This window comes from Halomonas sp. HP20-15, from assembly GCF_033446685.1.
Taxonomy (GTDB): Bacteria; Pseudomonadota; Gammaproteobacteria; order Pseudomonadales; family Halomonadaceae; genus Modicisalibacter.
Window position 1 is genome coordinate 1 of sequence record NZ_JAWQLY010000009.1, and the last position, 21,329, is coordinate 21,329.

The following is a 21,329-nucleotide window of genomic DNA, read 5'->3' on the forward strand; positions in this document are numbered from 1 at the left end:
ATGCTGTGGCCGCACGGCCTGCTGGTCGTCGACCTGGCCGGGGTGGCGGTCTTCGTCGCGGTGCTGGTGTGGAGTGCCAGAACGAGTTCCCAGTTGTCTGCCGGTCGGGCCGGTTTGAAGGCGACAGGACGATAGGGGCGATGCGCCGGGAGCCGCCAGCGCGTCTATCAATCAGGCAGTTCGACACCAGGGAACTCGCCGGAAGATGAGGAGCCCGGTCGCTGGGGCGGCTGGCCGCGGTAGCGCGTTGCTGAGGGGCGGGCGGTACTTGTCTAGGGAGCCGACGAGCCCGCCATCAGGGCGTTACTGGCACCAAGATTGCGGGAAAGCTCGCGGCCGAGCTCCTTGAGGAGGATGGCGAGGTGTTCGATCCGATCGTCGGACATGCGCTCGGCGGGAGCCGAGATGCCGATCGCGGCAATGACATGATTGGTCGCGGAAAAGACGGGTACGGCAATGCCGTAGGCACCGCCGCGCCACTCGCCTCGGTTGACGGCGTAGCCCCGCAGTCGTGTCAGTCGAAGCTCCTCGCGCAGCGCCTCATGATCGGTGATGGTGTTTTCCGTAAAGGACGTGGACTGGGCGATGGCGTCTTCAATGGTCTCGTCGTTCTGATAGGCGAGCATGGCACGACCGGTCGCGACACAGAAGGCCGGAGCGATACCGCCAATGCGAGTGAACGTGCGCACGGCGTGCTTGGCCTCAAGCTTGTCGATATAGATGACGTTATGCCCATTGAGAACGGAGAGGTGGGTCGCTTCGCCCGTTTCGTTATTGAGTCTTTCCAGAAACGCTAAAGCTTCGCGCTTGAAGTCCAGGCGGTCTACGAGCCTCGAACCCAACGACCAGACGCGAAGCGTCATACGGTAGCGTCGGGTGGATTCATCCTGCGAGAGATAGCCGAGCTTCAGGAACGTGCTGAGAACCCGGTGCGCGTTACTTCTCGCCAGGCCACAGGCTTCAGCGACTTCACTCACGGACATGGGGGAATCGCTGGCAGCAATGGTTTCCAGAACATGGATGCCTTTGACTAACGTTTTGTCCATGGTGTGTCCATACGTGACTTGATCCAGGGGCGGTCGTCGCAACGACTCATGTCGATGTAACGAATTGATTGACCGTCAATATAACACGCTGCCATGGGCGTTCCGGTTTTTGGAACGCTCGGCATGGCTCGGAGCCACTTGCGAATCAAGCGCCCTGTGCCGGTGCGCTAGATATATATCGAGAGCGGGCAGGGGGCGCTTTTACTCCCTGGGCGGCAGCCGGCGTCGCTCGAACCGCCCGCCGAGGCGCGCCTGGCCGAACAGCCGCCCGCCCAGGCGGTAGAGTAGGTACAGAAAGCCCAGCGGAAAGAGCATCGTCTGGGTGATGAAGATCATCGTCAGGTCGACGACCTTGTCGGTGATCGCGTCGAAGCCGTCGACCACGCTTTCCACCGGGTCGCCGACCAGATTGTCCAGGCTGCCCTTGAGCTGTTGCCACCAGTTTCGCGCGTCTTCCTGGCCGGAGATCCGGTCGTCGGCGATCTCCGCCAGGCGCTCCTCGGTGGTTTCCAACTGGCTCATGGTGGCTTGGCGCGGTTCGTCGAGGAACGCCTCGCTGGCCAGGCCGCTGGCCAGCGCCACCAGCACGACCGCGAAGCGCAGGAACACGCAGGCCAGGGCCAGCTTGAGCGCGGCCACTTGCCCGACCCGCGCGCGCAGCGCCACCAGTACCACGGCCAGCACACAGGCGCCGCTGACCAATGCCTTAATGACGACGTTGGCCGAGATGCCCAGCAGCAACTTCTGTAGCGCCAGCGAGCCGGTGGCGGCGAACATCACCCATGAGAAGCGCTCGATCATGTCGTTGGCCGGATCGAGCGCTTCGCCGACCGAGATCTGGAATACCTGCAGGTCGATGGTCGAGGACTGCAGCACCGAAATGGTGGCGTTGAGGCCCTTGGCGATGGCGAAGGCGGCGAAGGCGTCGCCCAGTGCGTCGTCGAGGGTGGCCTGCGCCCAGTGCTGCGGCGCCTCGAGCCAGGCGAGGGCGGCCAGCGCCAACAGGCTGGCCGCCAGCCAGAAGGAGCGTGTCATCGTGAGTAGTCTCTCGGGGGCGGTCTGGGGCATTCTCGCCCAGGTCGATGGCGGCTGTCAGGTGCCCGGATCGCCCGATATGCGCTGACTGACCACAGCTTCGACGCGGCGGCGATGCCGGACACGGCGATCGGCATCGTGGTGTCGCTCCCTTCGGCTGGTCAACTACTGCCCGGGGCCGCGTTCCAGGCGGCGCCCTCGGGGTAGCGGTGACGCTCGAGCGAGTCGTCATGCATCGTGATGCTGTACCCTGGCGCCTCGGGCACCTGGTAACGTCCATGCTGGATGCGCACCGGGTCAACGAAATGCTCGTGAAGATGGTCGACGTATTCGAGAATGCGCCCTTCCAGCGAGCCGGACACGGCGATGTAGTCGAATAGCGAAATGTGCTGGGTATACTCGCAAAGTCCCACGCCCCCCCCATGCGGACATATCGGGACGCCATACTTGGCGGCCAGGAGCATGACCACGATCACTTCGTTGAGCCCGCCAAGTCGCGCGGCATCGAGCTGGCAATAGTCGATGGCACCGGCTTGCAGCAGCTGCTTGAACATCACCCGGTTATGGCAATGCTCGCCGGTGGCGACCCCGATAGGGGCCAGGCGGCGGCGGATTTCGGCGTGACCGAGGATGTCGTCCGGACTGGTGGGTTCCTCGATCCACAGCGGGTCGAACTCCGCCAACTCGCGCATGCAGGCGATGGCCTCGTCGACTTCCCATACCTGGTTGGCGTCCATCATCAACGCGCGTTCCCAGCCGATTTCCTCGCGCAGGATGCGCGCACGCCGGCGATCCTCCTCAATATCGCCACCGACCTTCTGCTTGAAGTGCGTCCAGCCCTCGGCCAGCGCCTCGCGCGCCAGGCGGCGCATCTTGTCTTCCGAATAGCCTAGCCAGCCGGCGGAGGTGGTATAGCCGGGATAGCCCTCGGCGCGCATGCGGGCCTCCCGTTCTGCCTTGCCGGCTTCGCGATGCTTGAGAAGCGCGATGGCCTCCTGCGGCGTAAGGGCATCGGTCACGAAGCGAAAGTCCAGGCAGCGGACCAGCTGCTCAGGGGACATGTCGACCAATAGCTTCCACACCGGCTTGCCTTCGCGCTTCGCCCACAGATCCCACACGGCATTGACGATGGCGGCGGCGGCCAGGTGCATCACGCCTTTCTCCGGCCCGAGCCAGCGCAACTGACTGTCGCCGCTGGTGAGGTCGCGCCAGAACGCTCCCATCTCGGCGGTGATGGTCTCGAGGTCGCGCCCCACGATACGCGAGGCCAGGGCCTCGACGGCCATGACGCAGACATCGTTGCCGCGACCGATGGTGAACGTCAGGCCGTGGCCCTGATGCGCGTCGTCGGCGTCAGTCGTGAGCGTGACATAGGTCGCCGAATAATCCGGCGCTTCGTTCATGGCATCCGAGCCATCGAGATGGCGCGAGGTGGGAAAGCGTATATCCCGCACCTGAAGGTGAGTGATCGTGGTCATGCCTGTCGTCCTGAAGGTGGGGCGGTCAGCGCCGCCGCAATGGGTGTTTCAGTCAGGCTAAGGCCAATCGACAATAACGAGCCAATCGCAATTTTATTGAGCTGATCTCTTTTGGTTATCGATGGCCGGTGTGCTTGCAATGCGGTGAAAACGGCGTCAAAGTTTTTAAACTGAACATTGCGTGCAATATACAATATTGGTCTTGCGCCAAGCGACGCGCATGCATGAAGCCGGGAGCACCTCCAGGGTGGCGCCCGATCGACGGTCACCGAGGTCATTATGCAACTCATCAGTACGACATCGCCGGTCATCCGGCTCAACGAGGCCGACAACGTGGGGGTTGCGGCTCGCGCATTGCCGCAAGGACTGCCGCTGGACGGCGATGACGGACGCGTGGCGCGTCACAACATCGCTGCCGGTCACAAGGTCGCCCTGGCGGCCATCGCCAGGGGCGACACCATCATCAAGTATGGCCAGGTGATCGGGCAGGCGAGCGTCGACATCGCGATTGGCGAGCATGTGCATACCCATAATGTGGCGATGCTCGAACGCGACACGGCGCTGGCGGGTTTCCGGCCGTTCCCACGCTCACCGACGCTGGCCTCCGAACGGACGTTCCTGGGCTACCATCGGCCGAATGGGCAAGTCGGTACGCGCAACTACATCGGTATTCTGTCGACGGTGAACTGTTCGGCGACCGTGGCCAAGGTGGCCGCGGAGCAGCTCAACGCGGACGGCGAGATCGCGGCCTTGGGTTTCGACGGCGTAGTGCCGATCACGCACGGCTCGGGATGTGCGATGAATACCGAGTCCGAGGGCTTCGCGTTTCTCGAACGGGTCATCGCGGGTTATGCGCGACACGCCAACTTTGCGCTCGTGGTGATCATCGGGCTGGGCTGCGAAACCAACCAGGTCAAGCAGCTGGTGGAAACCGCCGGATTGCATGATGAGCGCCGTCTGGCTTATTTCAATATCCAGCAGGTCGGCGGTACTCGCGCGAGCATTGGCAAGGCCTGCGAGCAGGTGCTGGACATGGCGCGCGCCCATGGGCGTGTCGAACGTCGCCCCGCACCATTGCGACACTTGAGCGTCGCGCTGCAGTGCGGCGGCTCCGACGGTTATTCAGGCATTACCGCGAACCCGGCCTTGGGGCACGCCGCCGACTTGATCGTGCGCCACGGCGGCAGTGCGATCCTGAGCGAGACGCCGGAAATCTACGGTGCCGAGCACTTACTGCTGGATCGGGCGGTGGACGTGGAGGTGGCGCGCAAGCTGCTCGCGCGGATCGCCTGGTGGAAGCACTACACCGAGATCAACGGCGCGGAGCTCAACAACAATCCCTCGCCCGGCAACAAGGCCGGCGGGCTCTCGACCATCCTCGAGAAGTCCCTGGGCGCGGTGGCCAAGGGCGGGTCGTCGAGCTTGAACGACGTGCTCGAGTACGCCGAGCCTCTCAAGGTTGCCGGCTTCAACTTCATGGACAGCCCGGGGTACGATCCGGTGTCGGTCACCGGCCAGATCGCCTCGGGGGCCACGCTGGTATGCTTCACTACCGGGCGCGGCTCGGTATCCGGCTTCAAGCCGGCGCCATGCCTGAAGCTGGCCACCAACACCTCGATGTACGAGACCATGCAGGAGGACATGGACATCAATTGCGGGGCCATCATCGATGGCGATGCCACGGTGGAGGCCATGGGCGAGGAGATCTTCGAGAAAATCCTGGCGATCGCTTCGGGGGAGTCGAGTGCCAGCGAGTCGTTGGGCTATGGCAGCAACGAGTTCGTGCCGTGGATGGTCGGTGCCATCACTTGAGGGGGCGCCGGGGGCGGGCTCCCGACGGCGCAATCAAGGAGACAGGACGGGCGCATGGCCAGACCGCTGAAAGACCAGCTCTACCACGTATTGCATGACGCCATTGATGCGGGGCGTCTCGAGCCGGGGCTGGTGTTGCTGGAAGGGCATATCGCCGAGCATTTCGGCATGAGCCGTTCACCGGTGAGACAGACCCTGGCACGACTCCACGAGGAAGGGACGATCTGCCGTTTCGAGGGACGCGGCTATCAGGTTGGCGCGCAGCCGGGAGAGATCGTGCGGCGTTCGCTGGGAACGGGCGATTTCAGTGCGTCATGTATCGAGCGCACGGACGCCTGGCGAGCGTTCGCGGAGAGCGTGGAACGCGACGTGGTGCTGTGTTCGATGAAGGGGCGCTTCGAGCTCAACGAACTGCAGCTGGCACGCGCGTTGTCGGTCAGCAGGACCCTGACGCATCGCATCCTGCTCTACCTGCAGACCATCGGTGTGGTGGAAAAGGTCAAATACAGCAGCTGGACGGTCGTGCCGCTGGACGATGCGCGTCTGCACGACCTATACCAGGCGCGTCGTCAACTGGAACCGTACATGATGACACGCGCCGCCGATGCGCTGGAGGACGCCGAGATACGACGTTACATCCAGCGTCTGGATGCCGCCGCGCGCGATTACCCACGCGTGCCGAGTGCCTTGCTGGATGCCCTGGAGAATGATCTTCATCACCAGGCGCTGATGCGTGGCGGCAACGCGGAAATCATGACCATGTTGGGCCGCACGCGGCCGATCCTGCTGATCAGCAAGCATCTGCTGGGCTCGTCGATCGAGTTGCCCAGCGAGGCGCCGTTCTTCGACGAGCATCGCCACGTGTTCGACAAGGCGCTGGCGCGAGACGGTGGGGCGGCCGGGCGTGCCCTCGATGAGCACCTGGCGCGCTCGGAGGCGCAGGTACAGGCGCGGCTGGCCGAGTTCCGCGATGTCGGCGCGATCGACGTGCCGGATTACCTGCGCGAGGTCGAGCGTCCCTGAGGCGCCGTACGCACGCCATGTAGATCCGTTTGGTTCAACCGAGGCGTTCACCGTTACGCCGCCGCAGTTCGCGCATCAGGGCGCTATGATCCAGGTCGCCGTCGCCGTGCGCGACCAGATCAGCGAATAGATCATCCACCAGGCGCGAGACGGGCAGTTCCAGCGCCAGGTCGCCGGCGAGCGCCTGGGCGGTCTGCGTATCCTTCCATTGCCACTTGGCCGGCCCGCCGGGGCGGAAGTCGTCATTGAGCATGCGCTCGCCGTGGACCTTCAGGATCGTCGAATCGGCGAAGCCACCCATCAGCGCTTCGCGTACCTTGCCGGGGTCGGCGCCACCGCGCTCGGCGAGCAGCAATGCCTCGGCCACCGTGGCAATGGTATTGGCGACGATCATCTGATTGGCGAGCTTGGCGAGTTGCCCGCTGCCGACGGGTCCCACGTGGACGGCGCGCCCCAGCGAGGCGAACACGGTTTCGACGCGGGCGAACGTGGCGGGGTCGCCGCCGACCATGATGGCCAGCGTGCCGTCGATGGCGCCTCGCTCGCCGCCGGAGACCGGCGCATCTAGATAGCCGATACCACGCGCCTCGGCCGCCAGCGCCTGTCGCCTGGCGGTGTCGACCGGGATGGAGCTCATCACCACGAGGGTGCTGTGCGGGGCCATGCGGGCGATCACGCCGTCGGGACCCAGCAGGACGTCATCGCATACCGGCCCCGAACTGAGCATGACCACGACGATATCGGCGGCCTGGGCGGCGGCCTGCGGGCTGTCGGCGGTCTCGATGCCGTGCGCGGCCAGTGCCTGGGTCTTGTCGGGACTGCGGTTCCAGGCGCTTACGTGATGGCCCGCTTCGGCGAGGCGTCGCGCCATCGGCGCCCCCATCAGCCCGGTACCGATGACGCCTATCGTTCTTGTGTCCTGCATGTCGCGATCCTCGAGCGCTGTCATGTCATCCCTCCTGCGATAACCCCAGGGAACGGCCAAGGGCGCTTTTCGCCTGGGCCGAGTCGGCCACGGCCTGGCGCAGTGAGGCGACGACATCCTCCGGTAGCGGGATACCGTCGCGCAGATAGCCCTGGCGCTTCGCTAGACCGGATTGGCCGGGCAGGCGCACCGCGACATCGGGGTCGGCGCGCTCGGCATCGAGACAGCGCTGGGCGAGGAAGCCGGTCTCGTCGAGGAAGGCGTCGGTGCCGCCGAAACGCGCCGGGTCGATGACCATGACCGTGACCGAGGCGCCCCAGCCGGTGGGCGCATCCTTGCGGCCATAGCCGCTGAGCGCCGAGGTCAGCGCCTCGATCATCAGGCCCAGGGCGAATCCCTTGTGGCCGAAGGCTTTCTCGCCAAGCGGCAGGATGCTGCCCGGTGGCGTGGTGAAGAAGTCCTCGGGGTCGTCGCTGACCGTCCCGCGGTGGGTCAGGATGGCGGGATGTGCAAGCTTGCCGCCTTCGGCCCGCGTCTTGTTGACGGTGCCGTTGGTGATGGTCGACATGCTGACATCGATCAGCAGGGGATGCTCGCGTCCCGGAATGCCGATCGCCAGCGGGTTGGGCGTGTACACCGGCGTGGTGCCGCCATAGGGGGCGACCGAGGCCACGGCGGGGTCCGAACTCAGCACGAGGGGGATCAGGTTGCGCTCGACGAGCGGGCGCAAGTAGGCCGCCAGGCAGGCAATATGGTGCGAGCGCTTGAGACTCACGATACCGATGCCGAACCCGTCGGCCGCCTGCTGGGCATGAGTCAGGGCGCGCTGCACCAGGTACGGGCCCAGCAGATAATGGCCGTCGATCGTAGCCGCGACGGGACTGCTTTCCACGATCTCGAGGCGTTGATGGTCGCCGCAGGCGTGGCCGGCCTTGAGGTCCTTGAGATAGCCCTGGGCCAACTTGGTGCCGTGGGTATGGTGGCCCAGCAAGTCGCCTTCGACGAGTATGGCGGCGGTAGTCTCGGCGACCTCGGTCGTGGCACCGGCCTCCTGGAACAGCGCGGACAACAGGTCGGTCAAGGGGGCGGCAGCATAGGTGGTCATGGAGTCCTCGGCGATTGATCTCGTGAGCCGCCGCGAGCGCGACGGTAGAGGCGAGCGAACAGCGGCAGTAGCCAGATCAGGATGACCAAGGCACCCAGGCCCGCACTGATCGGCCGCGAAAAGAAGCTCAGCAGGTCGCCGTTGCTCTTGAGCATCGAGCTCATGAAGCTGTTTTCCAGCGTAGTGCCGAGTACCAGGCCGAGAATGGCCGGGGCCATGGGGAAGTCGCAGCGCGCCAGGATGAAGGCCACCAGGCCGACGAGCAGCATGATCCACACATCGGTAATCGAGTTGTTGATCGAGAAGGCCCCGACGATGCAGAAGCACAGGATGATCGGCATCAGTATCTTGCGTGGGGTCAGGATGAAGACCTTGGCCGAGCGAATGGCGATGTAGCCGATCGGGAGCATGATCAGATTGGCCACGAAGAACACCACGAACAGCGAGTACACCAGGCCACTACCTTCCATGAAGATCGTCGGTCCGGGATTCATGCCCTTCATGTACAGCACGCCGATCACGATGGCGGTGATCGAATCGCCGGGAATGCCGAACACCAGCGCAGGTACCCAGGCACCGCTGATGCCCGAATTATTGGCGGAGCTGGCGTCGACGATCCCTTCGATGTGACCTGTGCCGTAAGCCGCCTTGTCCTTCGAGCGGCTCTTGCCGGCGGCATAGGCGATCCATGCCGCGATGTCCGCGCCGGCGCCGGGGAGCGCGCCGATCAGGGTGCCGATCGAACTGCCGCGCAGCATGTTGCGCCAGTACTTCTTCACATGGGTGGGCACCTGCCCGAACACCTTGTCCTTGCTGAGGGCCGGCGGGTTACGGGTTTCGATGCGTGAGCCATAGAAGCTCATGATCTCGTTGAGCGCGAACATGCCGATCATCACCGGGATGAAATTGATCCCGGCCATTAGATCGGGAATGCCAAAGGTGAAACGCGGCGCCCCGCTCATCATGTCCAGGCCCACCGTGGACAGGAGCAAGCCGATCATCAACGAGAGAAAGGCCTTGGCCTTGGAGCCGATCGAGATGAAGATCGAGCTGCTCAGCCCCAGTAGCGCCAGCCAGAAGTATTCGTAGGAGCTGAACTTCAGCGCGACTTCCGCCAGCGAGGGGGAGACGAAGACCAGGATAACGGTCCCGAACAGGCCACCGAACACCGAGCAGACCAGATTGGTACCCAAGGTCTCTCGGGCGCGTCCCTTCTTGGCCAACTGCGAGGATTCACCGACGTAAGCCGCCGAGGCTGGCGTTCCGGGGATATTCAGATAGGTACCGGGAATATCGCCGGCGAAGATGGCCATGGCCGAGGTGGTGACGATCGCCGCGATGGCCGGCGTCGGATCCATGTAGAAGGTGATCGGGACCAACAGCGCCACGGCCATGGTCGCCGTCAGGCCGGGAACGGCGCCGACGAAGATGCCGAACGCTGCCGCGGCGAGAATCACCAGCATCGTCTGGCCGTTGAAGACGAGCTGAAGTCCTTGGAGCAATGCATCCATGAGTTAACCCCTGACGCTCAACAGCCCTTCGGGAAGGGGTATCAGCAGATAGCGTGAAAAAATGAAGTAGATGACCAGCGAGGCCGCCACGGAGACACCCAATGCCAGAAGCCATTGCGTTTTGCGGGCCAGCATCAGTACGAACATCATCGTGGCCAGGCTGATAGCTGTCCCCAGATAGTCGCTGGCCAGGATGTAGAACACGATCAGGCCACAGGGGAGCAGGGAGACGAGGATAGCCTGGAAATCGGGTCGCAGAACGACGTGGCCTTCGCTGGCGCGCTGACGCAGCGTCGAGAACTGACTGGCTGCGAGCACCAGACCGCCTATGAAAAACCCTCCCCCGATGAGGGAGGGGAATAGCGAAGGGCCGAATTGCAGGCTGGGCATCGTGGGATATTGTCTGGCGACATAGATCGTGACGATGCCTGCCACCATGAAACACAGCCCCAACATAACGTCTTTCATGGGAAGCCCTTATTATTTTTTCAGACCGATACTTTCGATGATCTTGCCGTATTCCTTGTCCATTTCGCCCATCATCTTCTCGAAGTCCTCGGCATTGCGCCATTCCGTGCCGTAACCCTGCTTGGCCATGAAGCCCTGATAGGTCTCGCTGTTGTAGGCTGCTTCCAGCGCCTTCTCGAGCTTGTCGACGATTTCCTGATCCATGCCCTTGGGGCCGGCAATGCCGCGCCACTCACCGATCGTGTAATCGCTGCCGATGGCCTCCTCGACGGTAGGAACATCGGGAAAGCTGTCCAGCCGCTCGGGTGCCATGATGCCCAGGCTTTGCGCCTTGCCAGCCTCGATCATCGAGCGAGCCTCGGGTACCGAGCTGGGCACGATATCGATGCCACCGGAAACGAGTTCGGTCATGGCCGGGGCCGCGCCCTGGCTGGGAATCCAGGTCACCTTGTTGGGTTCGATGCCCTGGTCGAGCAGGAAGCCGGCGAAGGCCAGGTGCCATACGCCGCCGAGTCCAGTGCCGGAGGCATTGTAGGTACCGGACGGCTGTTCCTTGATGGCGCCGAGCAACTGGTCCAGCGAGTCGAAGGGAGCATCCTCCGCGACTTGTACGCCGGCGTAGTCAAAGTTGATCTGGCCGACCGGGGTGAAGTCCTTGTAGGTGAGGTCGGTCAACCCCAGCCAGTGCATCATGTTGGTTTCGCCGGTGATCAGGCCAAGGGTGTAGCCGTCGGGCTTGGCCGTGGAGATTGCCGTATGACCAACGACGCCGCTGCCCCCGGTACGATTGACGACGTTGATCGTCTGACCGAGCTCTTCTTCCAGCGCACTGGCAATGGTGCGTGCCGTGGCATCCGTACCGCCGCCGGCGGCCCAGGGAACAATGATGGTAATGGGTTTTTCGGGATAGTCGGCGAGGGCCGGGCCGGTGATGGCGGTCAGCAGGACAGCGGTGCTGGCGAGTAGCGCTTTGTTGTGTCGTTTTGACATGATCGATCCTTGTTATTGGCGTGTCATGGAGATGTCGTTTAGCCGAACGCATTTTTCAGTCTGGTCTTAGTGAACATTGCACGCAATATTCGTTTGTCGAGGCTCTTTGGCCTGGTTTGATAATTAATCCTCCTGCTTTCAATGGGGCGTGTTGCTGGAAGCGTTTGCGTAACCCTTGCCAGCGCTGGCGTCACGCAGAATAAAACCTGGAACGCTTTTCGATGTATCGAAGCGTCGTTTCAAAAGGCCTCCTGCAGGAGACGTTGGAAGTCCTCTCGCGTGGCCGGTCGCGGATTGGTCGCGGTCGAATGGTCTTCCAGGGCCCATTGCGCTACCGGGGCCAGGCGCTCTTGCGTCACCCCCATGTCGCTGAGGCGCATGGGCAGTCCCAGGTCGCGGTTGAGCTCGATAAAGGCCTCGGCGAGATCCGTCGCTGGGGCGAGCCCCATGGCGTGGCGCAGACGCTCGAACTTGTCGCCGCAGTGGTCCTGATTGAAGCGCAGTACGTGCGGCATCAACAGTGCATTGAGCGTGCCGTGATGGAGCTTGAGATCGTGGAAACCGCCCAGTGCGTGGGATAGCGAGTGTACTGCGCCGAGCCCCTTCTGAAAGGCCAAGGCTCCCTGCGTGGCGGCCATGAGCATTTCGCTGCGGGCCTCGAGATCGTCGCCGTGGTGCACGGCGGTGCGAATGTAACGCGTGGCGCGCTGCAGGCCGTCCAGGGCGATGGCCTCGGCGGGTGGGTTGAATCGTGGACTGAGAAACGTCTCGACACAGTGCGCGATGGCGTCCATGCCGGTGGCGGCAGTGAGGGATGCCGGTAACGAGAGGGTCAATAGAGGGTCGCAGATCGCCACATCGGGAATCAGATGCGGCGAGAGAAACCCGAGCTTGCGTTCGTCGCGCATGCTGATCAGGGCGGCGCGGCCGACCTCGCTGCCCGTGCCGGCGGTGGTGGGAATGGCTATGAGCGGCAGCACGTTATCGCCGATCCGCGCAGCGCCACCTTCGATCACCGCGTATTGCCGCAGGGGGGCCGGATGGCTGGCCAGCAAGGCGACGCCCTTGGCCAGGTCGATGCTCGAGCCACCGCCCAGCGCGACGATGCCATCGCAGGCGTGCTCGCGATAGCAAGCGACGGCTTCTTCGATGGCGACTTCGGTCGGGTTCGGCGGCGTGGCGTCATACACGGGGGTCGAGCGCTCGGCGCTGATTGCCTCTTGAACACGAGCCACGAGACCACTGGCGGTGAGACCCGCATCGGTGACGATCAAGGGCTTGGCGACCCCGAGAAGGGTCAGCTCCTCGGCCAGGTCGTCCACGGCGCCGGCACCGAAGCGTATCTTGGTGAGGTACTGGATGATCGAACTCATGGGGCTCTCCCGAGGGTCTGGCGTCGACCAAGGCGATAGTTGTTGTTCGTGACGAGACAGCGCGAGGCGTTGCCCTGAGCATCAGGCTATGGCGATATGGAAATCATAATCCAATCGAAGTTTGTGGCATTGTGATTCGTCTGGGTTATCGGTAAGCCAGGCGGCCATGCGCAATGAGCGCTGGCCACGGGTGCCAACTAGGATATTTTCATCATGACGACGGACAAGCTGTCACATGCGCATCTCCGCGGTTGGCTACGTTTCAAGCATTTGACGTTGCTGACTACCCTGGCCCAAAGCCGCAACATGCACGCCACGGCGCGGACGATGTGCCTGAGCCAGCCGGCCGCGAGCAAGATGCTGCGGGATCTGGAGCTCTATTTCGGTTTCGCGCTGTTCGAGCGCTTGCCGCGTGCCATGCAGCCCACCGAGTTGGGGGAACAGGTCATTCGCCATGCCTGGATTCTGCTCAATGACCTGGAGCGCCTGGTTGACGACATCAATGACCTGCGCCAGGGGGGCTACGGTCATTTGCTGATCGGAGCTATCGCCGCTGCGGCTCCGGAGATACTGCCGGCTGCCATCGCGCGCCTCAAACGCGATCGACCGCGTCTCTCGGTGAGCCTGCAGGAACAGACCAGCGACAGGCTGCTGCTCGAACTGGAACACAAGCGTCTCGACCTGGTCATCGGGCGCTTGACGCATGTCAGCCAGCACAACCTGTTCGATTTCGAGCCGTTGCTGGACGAGCCATTGCGGGTCGTGGTGCGCCGCGATCATCCGCTGACCCAACTGGCCGATGACCCCTCGCTGGAAGAGCTGAGCCATTGGCCATGGATATTGCACCCGCTGTCGAGTCCCATGCGCAGGGTGTTCGAATCGGCTTTGGCGGAAGAGGGCATCGCGACGCCGGCCAACGTGATCGAGACCACAGCCATTCAGGCGACCCTGCAGTTGCTGCAATCCTCGGACATGCTGGCGGTCTTGCCGCGCTCCGTCATGCGTCGTCCCCTGGCGGGAGGACAATACGTGGTGCTCGATCGGGTGATCGGCAAGCCGCTGGACTACTACGGTATTATCACGCGACGCCAGGAATCGTTGTCGTCGGCAACGCAGGCTCTGATCGAGAATCTGCGGGAGATGGCCGGCCAAGCGCTTGAAGAAAACGAGCGGTAACCCCGGCGGTCGTACATCACCGTGTAGAACGTCGTTCATCGAACGCAGGCGGCCCGGTGCACTCTCCGCGCGCCGATGCCGGCCGTCGGACGTTTACAGCGTGGCGAACAGGTCGTCCGAGACAACGAGCCTCGCGCCTTCCAGTCGCAGTAGCCACAGCTTGCGCGGCAGGCCGCCGGCATAGCCGGTCAACTGGCCGTTGCTGCCGATCACGCGATGGCAGGGCACGATGATCGCCAGCGGGTTGCGGCCGTTGGCGGCGCCCACCGCGCGGTGGCTGTTGGGGCAGCCGATGCCCCGGGAGATCGTCGCGTAGCTGCAGGTTTCGCCGAAAGGCACCTCGCGCAGGCGCTGCCATACGCGCTGCTGGAACTCGGTGCCCTGCGGAGCGAGGGGCAGCGAGAACTCACGCCGCTCGCCGCGGAAGTATTCCGCAAGCTGATCCTTGCAGTGCTCGATCAGCGGATGGGGGTTGGCGGTGTGTGCGGCCTCGTCGACGAAGCGGATGTGGGTGATGCCCTGGTCGTTGGCGCGAATCTCCAGCAGGCCGAGGGGTGAGCCGGGAGGCGTGGCGAGATAGTCGATGTACATGTCAGCGATTCCACAGTTGGAAGGTCAGGTAGCTGCGCCAGGGCGAGGCGGCGGCGGGATCGGCCCCGTCGAGCTCGCCGAGCGCCTTCTTCACGCCCAGGTCGCCACCCAGCCAGATATCGGGATGGCTGGCGCCGCGCATGCGGGCGTAATCCACCGTCCAGGGGCCGACGCCCTTGAGCGTCAGCCAGGCCTGGGCGTCCTCGTCGTGGCCGTGGGCGAGATGCCATTCGGCCAGGCGGCGCAACGTTTCGCGCCGCGCCGTCGGCATGCCCAGAAAGCCAAGGTCGCTGGCGGCGATGGCGGCCGGCTCCGGGAAGCGACGCTGCGAGCCCATCTCGCCCTCACCGTCACTCTCGCCCAGCGTGTCGACCAGGGTCTGGGCCAGCCTGCGTGCCGCCGTGACCGAGACCTGCTGGCCGAGGATGGCCTTGATGCCGGCCTCGAACGCGTTCCAGATGCCCGGCAGGCGCAACCCCTCCACCAGCTTGAGCCCGGGCGCCGCCTGGGCCAGGTGGGCTTCGATGGCGGCGCTGTCGGCGTCTAGATCGAGCACGCGGCGGATGTTGCCGACCACCGCCTTGAGCGATGCCAGCCGGTCGAGCTCGAGAGTCACCGTGAAGCGGTAATGCTGCGGCTCGTGGCGCGCGGTGAAGCGCCCCTTGGCCCCTTGCCAGGCAAAGCAGCGGCCATAATGGTCTTCGCCGACCCACTCGAGCCCATTGATCGAGCGCTGGCCGAGGAAGTCGCGCAGCCGCTCCCAGGCATAGGGCGGGCGATAGGCCAGCTGGAGCGTCAGGCCGCGGCCGCCGGTCGCGGCGCGGCGGCGTAGCTCGCCGGGATTCATGCCCATGCGCGAGCGAAAGGCGTCGTGAAAGCGGCGCAGGCTGTGAAAGCCGCTGGCGTAGGCAATCTCGGTCACCGGCAGGTCGGTCTGGTGCAGCAACTGCTTGGCGAACAGACACTGCTGATAAAGGGCGTAGGTCTTGGGCGAGACGCCGAAGCGTTCTTGAAACAGCCGGCGCAGGTAACGCTCGCCGATTCCCAGGCGCTCGCACAGTGCGCTGAGCGAACCCTGCTGCAGGGCGCCGCCGTCGATCAGCCGCAGCGCCCGCTCCAGGGTGGTGTCGACGCCTTTCCAGGCGGGCGAGCCCGGGGCGCTGTCCGGCCGGCAGCGCAGACAGGGGCGAAAACCCGCCTCGGCGGCCGCGACGGCGCTCGCGAAATAACTGACGTTGCGCTCCTGCGGCGGGGTGGCCGGGCAGATCGGACGGCAGTAGATCCGCGTGGTGCGTACCGCAGTGAAGAACTGGCCATCGAAGCGCGCGTCCCGCGACAGGCGCGCCTGGCGACAGCGTTCGGGGTCGAGCACGGCGTTCTCCTCGCTAAGAGTCAACCTTTGCTGGCCAGTGTATCGTGTCCGTGGCCGAGGACTCGCCGGAATCGGCACTCAAGTGGCAACCGAAACCTTGCCTTGAGTGGCAACCGGCACCTTGCTTCGCGTGGCCGGCGGAAACTTGCAAAGTGTATCGCTCGCTATCACCTATCCTCAAAGACGACGAAGCCATCTTTCATCCATCGGCAAGACCCGGAGAGGCAATGCTACCCACGTTCACCCTGCGCTACGCCCGCCTGCCGGCGCGTTTCCATGAACGCTTCGATCCCGTGCCCGTCGCCTCGCCCCGACTGGTGGCCTTCAACCGCCCGTTGGCCGAGGAGCTGGGTTTCGACCTGGACGCCTACGACGAGACGCTCGCCACCCAGGTGTTCTCGGGCAATCGCGTGCCCGACGGGGCCGAGCCATTGGCGATGGCCTATGCCGGGCACCAGTTCGGCAACTTCGTGCCGCGCCTGGGCGACGGCCGGGCGGTGCTGCTCGGCGAAGTCACGGATCGCCAGGGCCGGCTGCGCGACATCCAGCTCAAGGGCGGCGGGCGCACGCCGTTCTCGCGGGGCGGCGACGGGCGCGCGCCGCTCGGCCCGGTGCTGCGCGAGTACCTGGTCAGCGAGGCGATGCACGCCATGGGCATCCCCACCACCCGGGCGCTGGCGGCGGTCACCACCGGCGAGCGAGTCGTCCGGCGCATCCCCGAGCCGGGGGCGATCCTGACCCGCGTGGCGGCGAGCCACATTCGCGTCGGTACGTTTCAGTACTTTGCCGGGCGTGGCGATGTCGACGGCCTGCGCGAGCTGGCCGACCATGTCATCGAGCGCCACTATCCACAACTGCAGCCCGAACTCGCCGACAGCGAGCATCTCGGCCGGCCCGAGGGCGAGCGCTACCTGGCACTGCTCGAGGCGGTCCAGGCCCGCCAGGCCGCGCTGATCGCCCGCTGGATGGGCGTCGGTTTCATCCATGGGGTGATGAACACCGACAACATGAGCGTCTCCGGCGAGACCATCGACTTCGGGCCCTGTGCGTTCATGGAGGCCTACGATCCGCGCACCGTGTTCAGTTCCATCGACGAGGGTGGGCGCTACGCCTACGGCAACCAGCCGGGTATCGGCCAGTGGAACCTGGCGCGGCTGGCCGAGACGCTGTTGCCGTTGATCGACGAGGACCAGGAACAGGCCATCGCCAAGGCCACCAAGGTGATCGAGACCTATCCGGGGCGCTTCGAGGCCGAGAAACTCGCGGTGATGCGCGCCAAGCTCGGCCTGACCGGCGAGGAGGAGGGCGACGGCGAACTCATCGACGCGCTGCTCGAGACGATGCGGGCGGGGCGCGCCGACTTCACCCTGACCTTTCGGCAACTCGGCGACGTGGCGGCCTCGGTCGATGCCGAGCCGGCGCTTTACGAACTGTTCGAACGCAGCGAGCCGATCCAGGCCTGGCTCGCCCGGTGGCGTGAGCGACTGACCCGGGAAGCGGCCGGTCCCGACGAGATCGCCCGGCGCATGCGGGCGGTCAATCCCAAGTACATCCCGCGCAATCACCGCGTTCAGGAGGCGCTGACGGCGGCGGACGACGGCGACTTCCGGCCCTTCGAGACGCTGCGCGAGGTGCTCGCCAAGCCCTTCGAGGATCAGCCGGGACGCGAAGAGTACGCGCTGCCCGCCGCGCCCAGCGAGCAGGTATTTCGCACCTTTTGCGGTACCTGAGGCGGGACAAAAGTCGTACGCGGGCGGGCGTTGTGTAGGGTTGCCGTGCGCGTAAACTAGCCATAGCACGAACGCTAGCGAAATCTTCTCCGGTTGCGCCTCGCGGCATCAAGAACGGCCAGGCGCGCCGGGGCGACGACCGCTAACGAGATCAATAATCACAACAGGAGCCGCCCGCATGTCCGTCCGAGATATCGCCCTCTATATCGATGGCAAACCCACGCCGTCGCAGTCCGGTGAATGGCGCGATGTGATAGATCCCGCGACCCAGAAGGTCGTCGCCCGGGTGCCGTTTTGCAGCGTCGAGGAGGTCGATCGCGCGGTGGCCAGCGCCCAGGCCGCCTTCAAGACCTGGCGCAAGGTGCCGCTGGCCAAGCGCATGCGCATCATGCTCGCCTTCCAGGCGCTGATCCGCGAGCACACCAGTGAGCTGGCCGCGTTGATCACCGAGGAGCACGGCAAGACCCTGCCCGACGCCGAGGGCGAGGTGGGGCGCGGCCTGGAGGTGGTCGAGCACGCCTGTTCGATCACCTCGCTGCAGCTCGGCGAGATCGCCGAGAACGCCGCGAGCGACGTCAACGTCTATTCGCTCAACCAGCCGCTGGGGGTGGGCGCCGGGATCACCGCGTTCAACTTCCCGATCATGCTGCCGTGCTTCATGTTTCCGCTGGCTATTGCCACCGGCAATACCTTCGTCCTCAAGCCCTCCGAGCAGGACCCGTCGTCGACCATGCGGCTGGTCGAGCTGGCCCACGAGGCCGGCGTGCCGCCCGGCGTGCTCAATGTCGTGCATGGCGGGCCCGCGGTCGCCAACCGGTTGTGCGACCATCCGGACATCAAGGCCGTGTCGTTCATCGGCTCGACCCACGTCGGCACCCAGATCCACGCCCGCGCCGGAGCCGCCGGCAAGCGCGTGCAGGCGATGATGGGCGCCAAGAACCATTGCGTGGTGATGCCCGACGCCAATCGCAGCCAGGCGATCAACAACCTGCTGGGCTCGGCGTTCGGCGCGGCCGGCCAGCGCTGCATGGCCAACTCGGTGCTGGTGCTGGTCGGCGAGGCGCGCGAGTGGCTCGACGAGATCGTCGAGAAATCCCGCGCCATGAAGGTCGGCCCCGGCACCCAGCGCGACGCCGACCTGGGCCCGCTGGTGTCGCCGGCGGCGCGCGACCGGGTGGTGTCGCTGATCGACAAGGGCGAGGCGGAGGGGGCCACGCTCAGGCTCGACGGCCGTGGCCTGAGCGTCGACGGCTATCCGGACGGCAACTTCGTCGGGCCGACCATCTTCAGCGACGTGAACGCGCAGATGGCCATCTATCGCGAGGAGATCTTCGGCCCGGTGCTCTGCGTGGTCGGCGTCGACACGCTGGACGACGCCATCGCATTCATCAACGCCAACCCCAACGGCAACGGCACCTCGATCTTCACCAACTCCGGCTGGGTGGCTAAGCGCTTCGAGAGCGACATCGACGTCGGCCAGGTGGGCATCAACGTGCCGATCCCGGTGCCGGTGGCGTATTTCAGCTTCACCGGTTCGCGGGCCTCGAAGCTCGGCGACCTGGGGCCCAACGGCAAGCAGGCGGTCCAGTTCTGGACCCAGACCAAGACCGTCACCGCACGCTGGTTCGAGCCTGAAAACGTCTCCTCGGGGATCAACAGCACCATCTCGATGGGCTGAGTAAGAAGGCGCGTCGACACGGCCCCGCCTCGCCAGAGGCGGGGCCGCTTGCGTTGAGAAGAGTGAAAAAGCGCCGACCGGAGCGGATGGGAAAACAGGATAGACTGGTGACGCCTTGATCGTTTGCGCGGAGCCGTCGTGAGCCGTAGTCCTCTTTCGTTGCCATCATTGACGCTTGCGCTGTGCTGGTTGGCGCTGCTGTGTCTGACGACCTCGCCGGCCCACGGGGCGATCGCGATAGCCGACGCCCCGCGCGAGCTCAACCTGAGCCCGCGGGTGAGCCTGCTCGAGGATGCCGAGCGGATCTACGACATCGACGCGCTGCTGACCGGCGGCGAGCGCTTGCCCTGGCGGCCCTCCAGGCAGGAGACCCTCAACTTCAGCTTCTCCGAGTCGGCCTGGTGGGTGCGCTTCGAACTCACCAACGATACCTCGGCGCCGGCGCGACGCCTGCTGGAGCTGGCGATGCCGCTGCACGACTATCTGGATGCCTGGGTGGCCGATCCCGCCGGTACCATCGTGAAATCCTGGCGGACCGGGGATCGGCGCGCCTTCGGCTCGCGCCCGGTAGTGCACCGCACCTTCGTGCTGCCGATTTCGCTGCCTCCCGGCGAGACTCGCAGCGTCATCCTGCGCCTGGATAGCCACGACGGGCTCTTTGACGCCACGCCGCTCTACCTGATGGACGATGCCGGTTTCCTGGCCAAGGCCCAGCGCGAACTTATGGCCTTCAGCCTCTACTTCGGCGCGTTGCTGGCGCTACTGGCCTATAACTTCCTGCTTTATCTGGCGCTGCGTGAGCACACCCTGCTGCTTTACGCGGCTTATCTGGGCACTTTCTTCGTGCTGATGTTCACCGCGCGCGGCTTCGCCTTTCAGTATTGGTGGCCGCAGTGGCCGACGTTCAACAACCAGTTGGTGCCGCTCAACATCGGCCTGTTCGCGCTCACCCTGACCCTGTTCAGCGACAGCTATCTCAACCTGCGCCGACATGTGCCACGCCTGTCCCGGGGGCTGCAAGGCCTGGCGGCGCTATGCCTGCTGAGTGCGCTGCCGGCGTTGTGGGGGCATTACGCCTGGGTATTTCGGGTAATGATTCCCGGTTTCATCGTGCTCTCCACGCTGTGGCTCGGCGTCGCCGTCTGGCGAAGCTGTCGCGGCGAGGTGCTGGCGCGAATCTATCTGGTGGCCTGGTGCGTGTTGCTGGTCGGGATCTCGTTGTACTTCCTGCGGGTGGCCGGCGTACTGCCCTACAATGTGGTCACGGAATACGCCGTGCAGGTGGGCTCGGGGCTCGAGTTCATGCTGCTGTCGCTGGGGCTGGCCTGGAAGATCAATCAGCTCAAGAACGACAAGCTCAGCGCCGAACGCGCCACCCACGACATGCAGCGCATCGCCAATCAGCGGCTCGAGGAGCAGGTCGTGGCGCGCACCCGGGAACTCGAGCGGGCCAACCGAAAGCTCGCCAGCCTGGCGCGCACCGATCCGCTCACCGGGCTTTTCAACCGCCGCCAGTTCGGCGCGCGGCTCGAGGCGGAGCTCGAGTATCGACGCTGCACCGGTCGGCCGTTGCTGTTCGCGGTGATGGATATCGACGCCTTCAAGGCCTACAACGATACCTACGGCCATCAGGCCGGCGACGCGGTATTGGTGCGGGTCGCCGAACTGCTCACGGAGCGCTTCCAGCGCCCCGGCGATCAGCTGTTCCGGCTCGGCGGCGAGGAGTTCGGCCTACTGCTGGAAGCCGACTCCTGCGAGGCGGGCTATCAGGAGCTGGAGCGGTTTCGCGAGTCGCTCGAACGACTCGCCATTGCGCATCGCGCTTCGGAACTTGGGGTGGTGACGGCGTCGTTCGGCCTGGTCGCCTGCGAGGATTTCGCCTGCATCGTCGATGCGGATTCGCTCTACTTGCAGGCCGACCAGGCGATGTACGAGGCCAAGGCCCGGCAACGCAACCGCATCGTGACGCGCCATTTTTGCGCGCAGGACTCGAGTGAACGCGCCTAGGGCAAGCCG

General features: G+C 64.8%; 17 protein-coding genes. 6 read left to right on the forward strand and 11 right to left on the reverse strand.

Features of this window, described 5'->3' with window-relative positions; all coding sequences use genetic code 11:
• Nucleotides 1-272: 272 nt before the first annotated feature.
• The 3 genes from R6258_RS12610 to R6258_RS12620 form a co-directional block, all read right to left on the reverse strand.
• A complete protein-coding gene (locus R6258_RS12610) occupies nucleotides 273-1,046 on the reverse strand; it encodes an IclR family transcriptional regulator (protein ID WP_318450787.1) in 774 nt (257 codons plus the stop codon).
• 201 nt (nucleotides 1,047-1,247) lie between these two features.
• On the reverse strand, nucleotides 1,248-2,081 hold the full coding sequence (locus R6258_RS12615) for a hypothetical protein (RefSeq protein ID WP_318450788.1): 834 nt from the start codon (nucleotides 2,079-2,081) through the stop codon (nucleotides 1,248-1,250).
• Nucleotides 2,082-2,242: 161 nt separating this feature from the next.
• The gene (locus tag R6258_RS12620) at nucleotides 2,243-3,559 is read right to left on the reverse strand and encodes an L-fuconate dehydratase (RefSeq protein WP_318450789.1); all 1,317 of its coding nucleotides are present in this window, start codon (nucleotides 3,557-3,559) and stop codon (nucleotides 2,243-2,245) included.
• 279 nt (nucleotides 3,560-3,838) lie between these two features.
• On the opposite strand from R6258_RS12620, the gene R6258_RS12625 reads away from it, so the two are divergent.
• Both R6258_RS12625 and R6258_RS12630 read left to right on the forward strand, forming a co-directional pair.
• Complete coding sequence (locus tag R6258_RS12625; protein ID WP_318450790.1) at nucleotides 3,839-5,371, forward strand: altronate dehydratase family protein; 1,533 nt, start codon at nucleotides 3,839-3,841, stop codon at nucleotides 5,369-5,371.
• 54 nt (nucleotides 5,372-5,425) lie between these two features.
• On the forward strand, nucleotides 5,426-6,394 hold the full coding sequence (locus R6258_RS12630; RefSeq protein ID WP_318450791.1) for a GntR family transcriptional regulator: 969 nt from the start codon (nucleotides 5,426-5,428) through the stop codon (nucleotides 6,392-6,394).
• A 34-nt stretch (nucleotides 6,395-6,428) separates the two neighbouring features.
• Here R6258_RS12630 and R6258_RS12635 read toward each other — a convergent pair whose 3' ends face one another.
• From R6258_RS12635 to R6258_RS12660, 6 genes are all read right to left on the reverse strand, one after another.
• Nucleotides 6,429-7,343, reverse strand: coding sequence for an NAD(P)-dependent oxidoreductase (locus R6258_RS12635; protein WP_318450792.1), 915 nt, complete (start codon nucleotides 7,341-7,343; stop codon nucleotides 6,429-6,431).
• A 1-nt stretch (nucleotide 7,344) separates the two neighbouring features.
• The gene (locus tag R6258_RS12640) at nucleotides 7,345-8,424 is read right to left on the reverse strand and encodes an Ldh family oxidoreductase (protein ID WP_318450794.1); all 1,080 of its coding nucleotides are present in this window, start codon (nucleotides 8,422-8,424) and stop codon (nucleotides 7,345-7,347) included.
• Nucleotides 8,421-9,935, reverse strand: a complete 1,515-nt coding sequence (locus tag R6258_RS12645; protein ID WP_318450796.1) for a tripartite tricarboxylate transporter permease — start codon at nucleotides 9,933-9,935, stop codon at nucleotides 8,421-8,423. Before R6258_RS12645 ends, R6258_RS12640 begins: the two co-directional genes overlap by 4 nt.
• A gap of 3 nt (nucleotides 9,936-9,938) precedes the next feature.
• Nucleotides 9,939-10,403 (reverse strand): tripartite tricarboxylate transporter TctB family protein, encoded by a 465-nt coding sequence (locus R6258_RS12650; RefSeq protein WP_318450798.1) that lies wholly within the window; start codon nucleotides 10,401-10,403, stop codon nucleotides 9,939-9,941.
• A gap of 12 nt (nucleotides 10,404-10,415) precedes the next feature.
• A complete protein-coding gene (locus R6258_RS12655) occupies nucleotides 10,416-11,393 on the reverse strand; it encodes a tripartite tricarboxylate transporter substrate binding protein (RefSeq protein WP_318450800.1) in 978 nt (325 codons plus the stop codon).
• 239 nt (nucleotides 11,394-11,632) lie between these two features.
• Complete coding sequence (locus R6258_RS12660) at nucleotides 11,633-12,766, reverse strand: iron-containing alcohol dehydrogenase (RefSeq protein ID WP_318450802.1); 1,134 nt, start codon at nucleotides 12,764-12,766, stop codon at nucleotides 11,633-11,635.
• Nucleotides 12,767-12,979: 213 nt separating this feature from the next.
• Here R6258_RS12660 and R6258_RS12665 point away from each other — a divergent pair, with 213 nt between their 5' ends.
• Nucleotides 12,980-13,942: a LysR family transcriptional regulator gene (locus R6258_RS12665; protein WP_318450804.1), complete on the forward strand. Its 963-nt coding sequence runs from the start codon at nucleotides 12,980-12,982 to the stop codon at nucleotides 13,940-13,942.
• A gap of 93 nt (nucleotides 13,943-14,035) precedes the next feature.
• Here R6258_RS12665 and R6258_RS12670 read toward each other — a convergent pair whose 3' ends face one another.
• Both R6258_RS12670 and R6258_RS12675 read right to left on the reverse strand, forming a co-directional pair.
• A complete protein-coding gene (locus R6258_RS12670) occupies nucleotides 14,036-14,533 on the reverse strand; it encodes a methylated-DNA--[protein]-cysteine S-methyltransferase (protein WP_318450806.1) in 498 nt (165 codons plus the stop codon).
• A gap of 1 nt (nucleotide 14,534) precedes the next feature.
• Nucleotides 14,535-15,905, reverse strand: coding sequence for an AlkA N-terminal domain-containing protein (locus R6258_RS12675; RefSeq protein WP_318450807.1), 1,371 nt, complete (start codon nucleotides 15,903-15,905; stop codon nucleotides 14,535-14,537).
• Between the two features lie 227 nt (nucleotides 15,906-16,132).
• On the opposite strand from R6258_RS12675, the gene R6258_RS12680 reads away from it, so the two are divergent.
• From R6258_RS12680 to R6258_RS12690, 3 genes are all read left to right on the forward strand, one after another.
• Nucleotides 16,133-17,635, forward strand: a complete 1,503-nt coding sequence (locus R6258_RS12680) for a protein adenylyltransferase SelO (RefSeq protein WP_318450809.1) — start codon at nucleotides 16,133-16,135, stop codon at nucleotides 17,633-17,635.
• Between the two features lie 178 nt (nucleotides 17,636-17,813).
• Nucleotides 17,814-19,313, forward strand: a complete 1,500-nt coding sequence (locus tag R6258_RS12685; RefSeq protein ID WP_318450811.1) for a CoA-acylating methylmalonate-semialdehyde dehydrogenase — start codon at nucleotides 17,814-17,816, stop codon at nucleotides 19,311-19,313.
• Between the two features lie 138 nt (nucleotides 19,314-19,451).
• Nucleotides 19,452-21,320, forward strand: coding sequence for a diguanylate cyclase (locus R6258_RS12690; RefSeq protein ID WP_318450813.1), 1,869 nt, complete (start codon nucleotides 19,452-19,454; stop codon nucleotides 21,318-21,320).
• The last annotated feature ends 9 nt before the right edge of the window (nucleotides 21,321-21,329 follow it).

Bases quoted from the DNA above. Each gene is read 5' to 3' on its own strand.
- R6258_RS12640 (WP_318450794.1), bottom strand. From the start codon at position 8,424: ATGACCACCTATGCTGCCGCCCCCTTGACCGACCTGTTGTCCGCGCTG.
- R6258_RS12665 (WP_318450804.1), top strand. From the start codon at position 12,980: ATGACGACGGACAAGCTGTCACATGCGCATCTCCGCGGTTGGCTACGT.
- R6258_RS12685 (WP_318450811.1), top strand. From the start codon at position 17,814: ATGTCCGTCCGAGATATCGCCCTCTATATCGATGGCAAACCCACGCCG.
- R6258_RS12625 (WP_318450790.1), top strand. From the start codon at position 3,839: ATGCAACTCATCAGTACGACATCGCCGGTCATCCGGCTCAACGAGGCC.
- R6258_RS12680 (WP_318450809.1), top strand. From the start codon at position 16,133: ATGCTACCCACGTTCACCCTGCGCTACGCCCGCCTGCCGGCGCGTTTC.
- R6258_RS12650 (WP_318450798.1), bottom strand. From the start codon at position 10,403: ATGAAAGACGTTATGTTGGGGCTGTGTTTCATGGTGGCAGGCATCGTC.
- R6258_RS12610 (WP_318450787.1), bottom strand. From the start codon at position 1,046: ATGGACAAAACGTTAGTCAAAGGCATCCATGTTCTGGAAACCATTGCT.
- R6258_RS12615 (WP_318450788.1), bottom strand. From the start codon at position 2,081: ATGACACGCTCCTTCTGGCTGGCGGCCAGCCTGTTGGCGCTGGCCGCC.
- R6258_RS12635 (WP_318450792.1), bottom strand. From the start codon at position 7,343: ATGACAGCGCTCGAGGATCGCGACATGCAGGACACAAGAACGATAGGC.
- R6258_RS12620 (WP_318450789.1), bottom strand. From the start codon at position 3,559: ATGACCACGATCACTCACCTTCAGGTGCGGGATATACGCTTTCCCACC.
- R6258_RS12670 (WP_318450806.1), bottom strand. From the start codon at position 14,533: ATGTACATCGACTATCTCGCCACGCCTCCCGGCTCACCCCTCGGCCTG.
- R6258_RS12645 (WP_318450796.1), bottom strand. From the start codon at position 9,935: ATGGATGCATTGCTCCAAGGACTTCAGCTCGTCTTCAACGGCCAGACG.
- R6258_RS12660 (WP_318450802.1), bottom strand. From the start codon at position 12,766: ATGAGTTCGATCATCCAGTACCTCACCAAGATACGCTTCGGTGCCGGC.
- R6258_RS12655 (WP_318450800.1), bottom strand. From the start codon at position 11,393: ATGTCAAAACGACACAACAAAGCGCTACTCGCCAGCACCGCTGTCCTG.
- R6258_RS12630 (WP_318450791.1), top strand. From the start codon at position 5,426: ATGGCCAGACCGCTGAAAGACCAGCTCTACCACGTATTGCATGACGCC.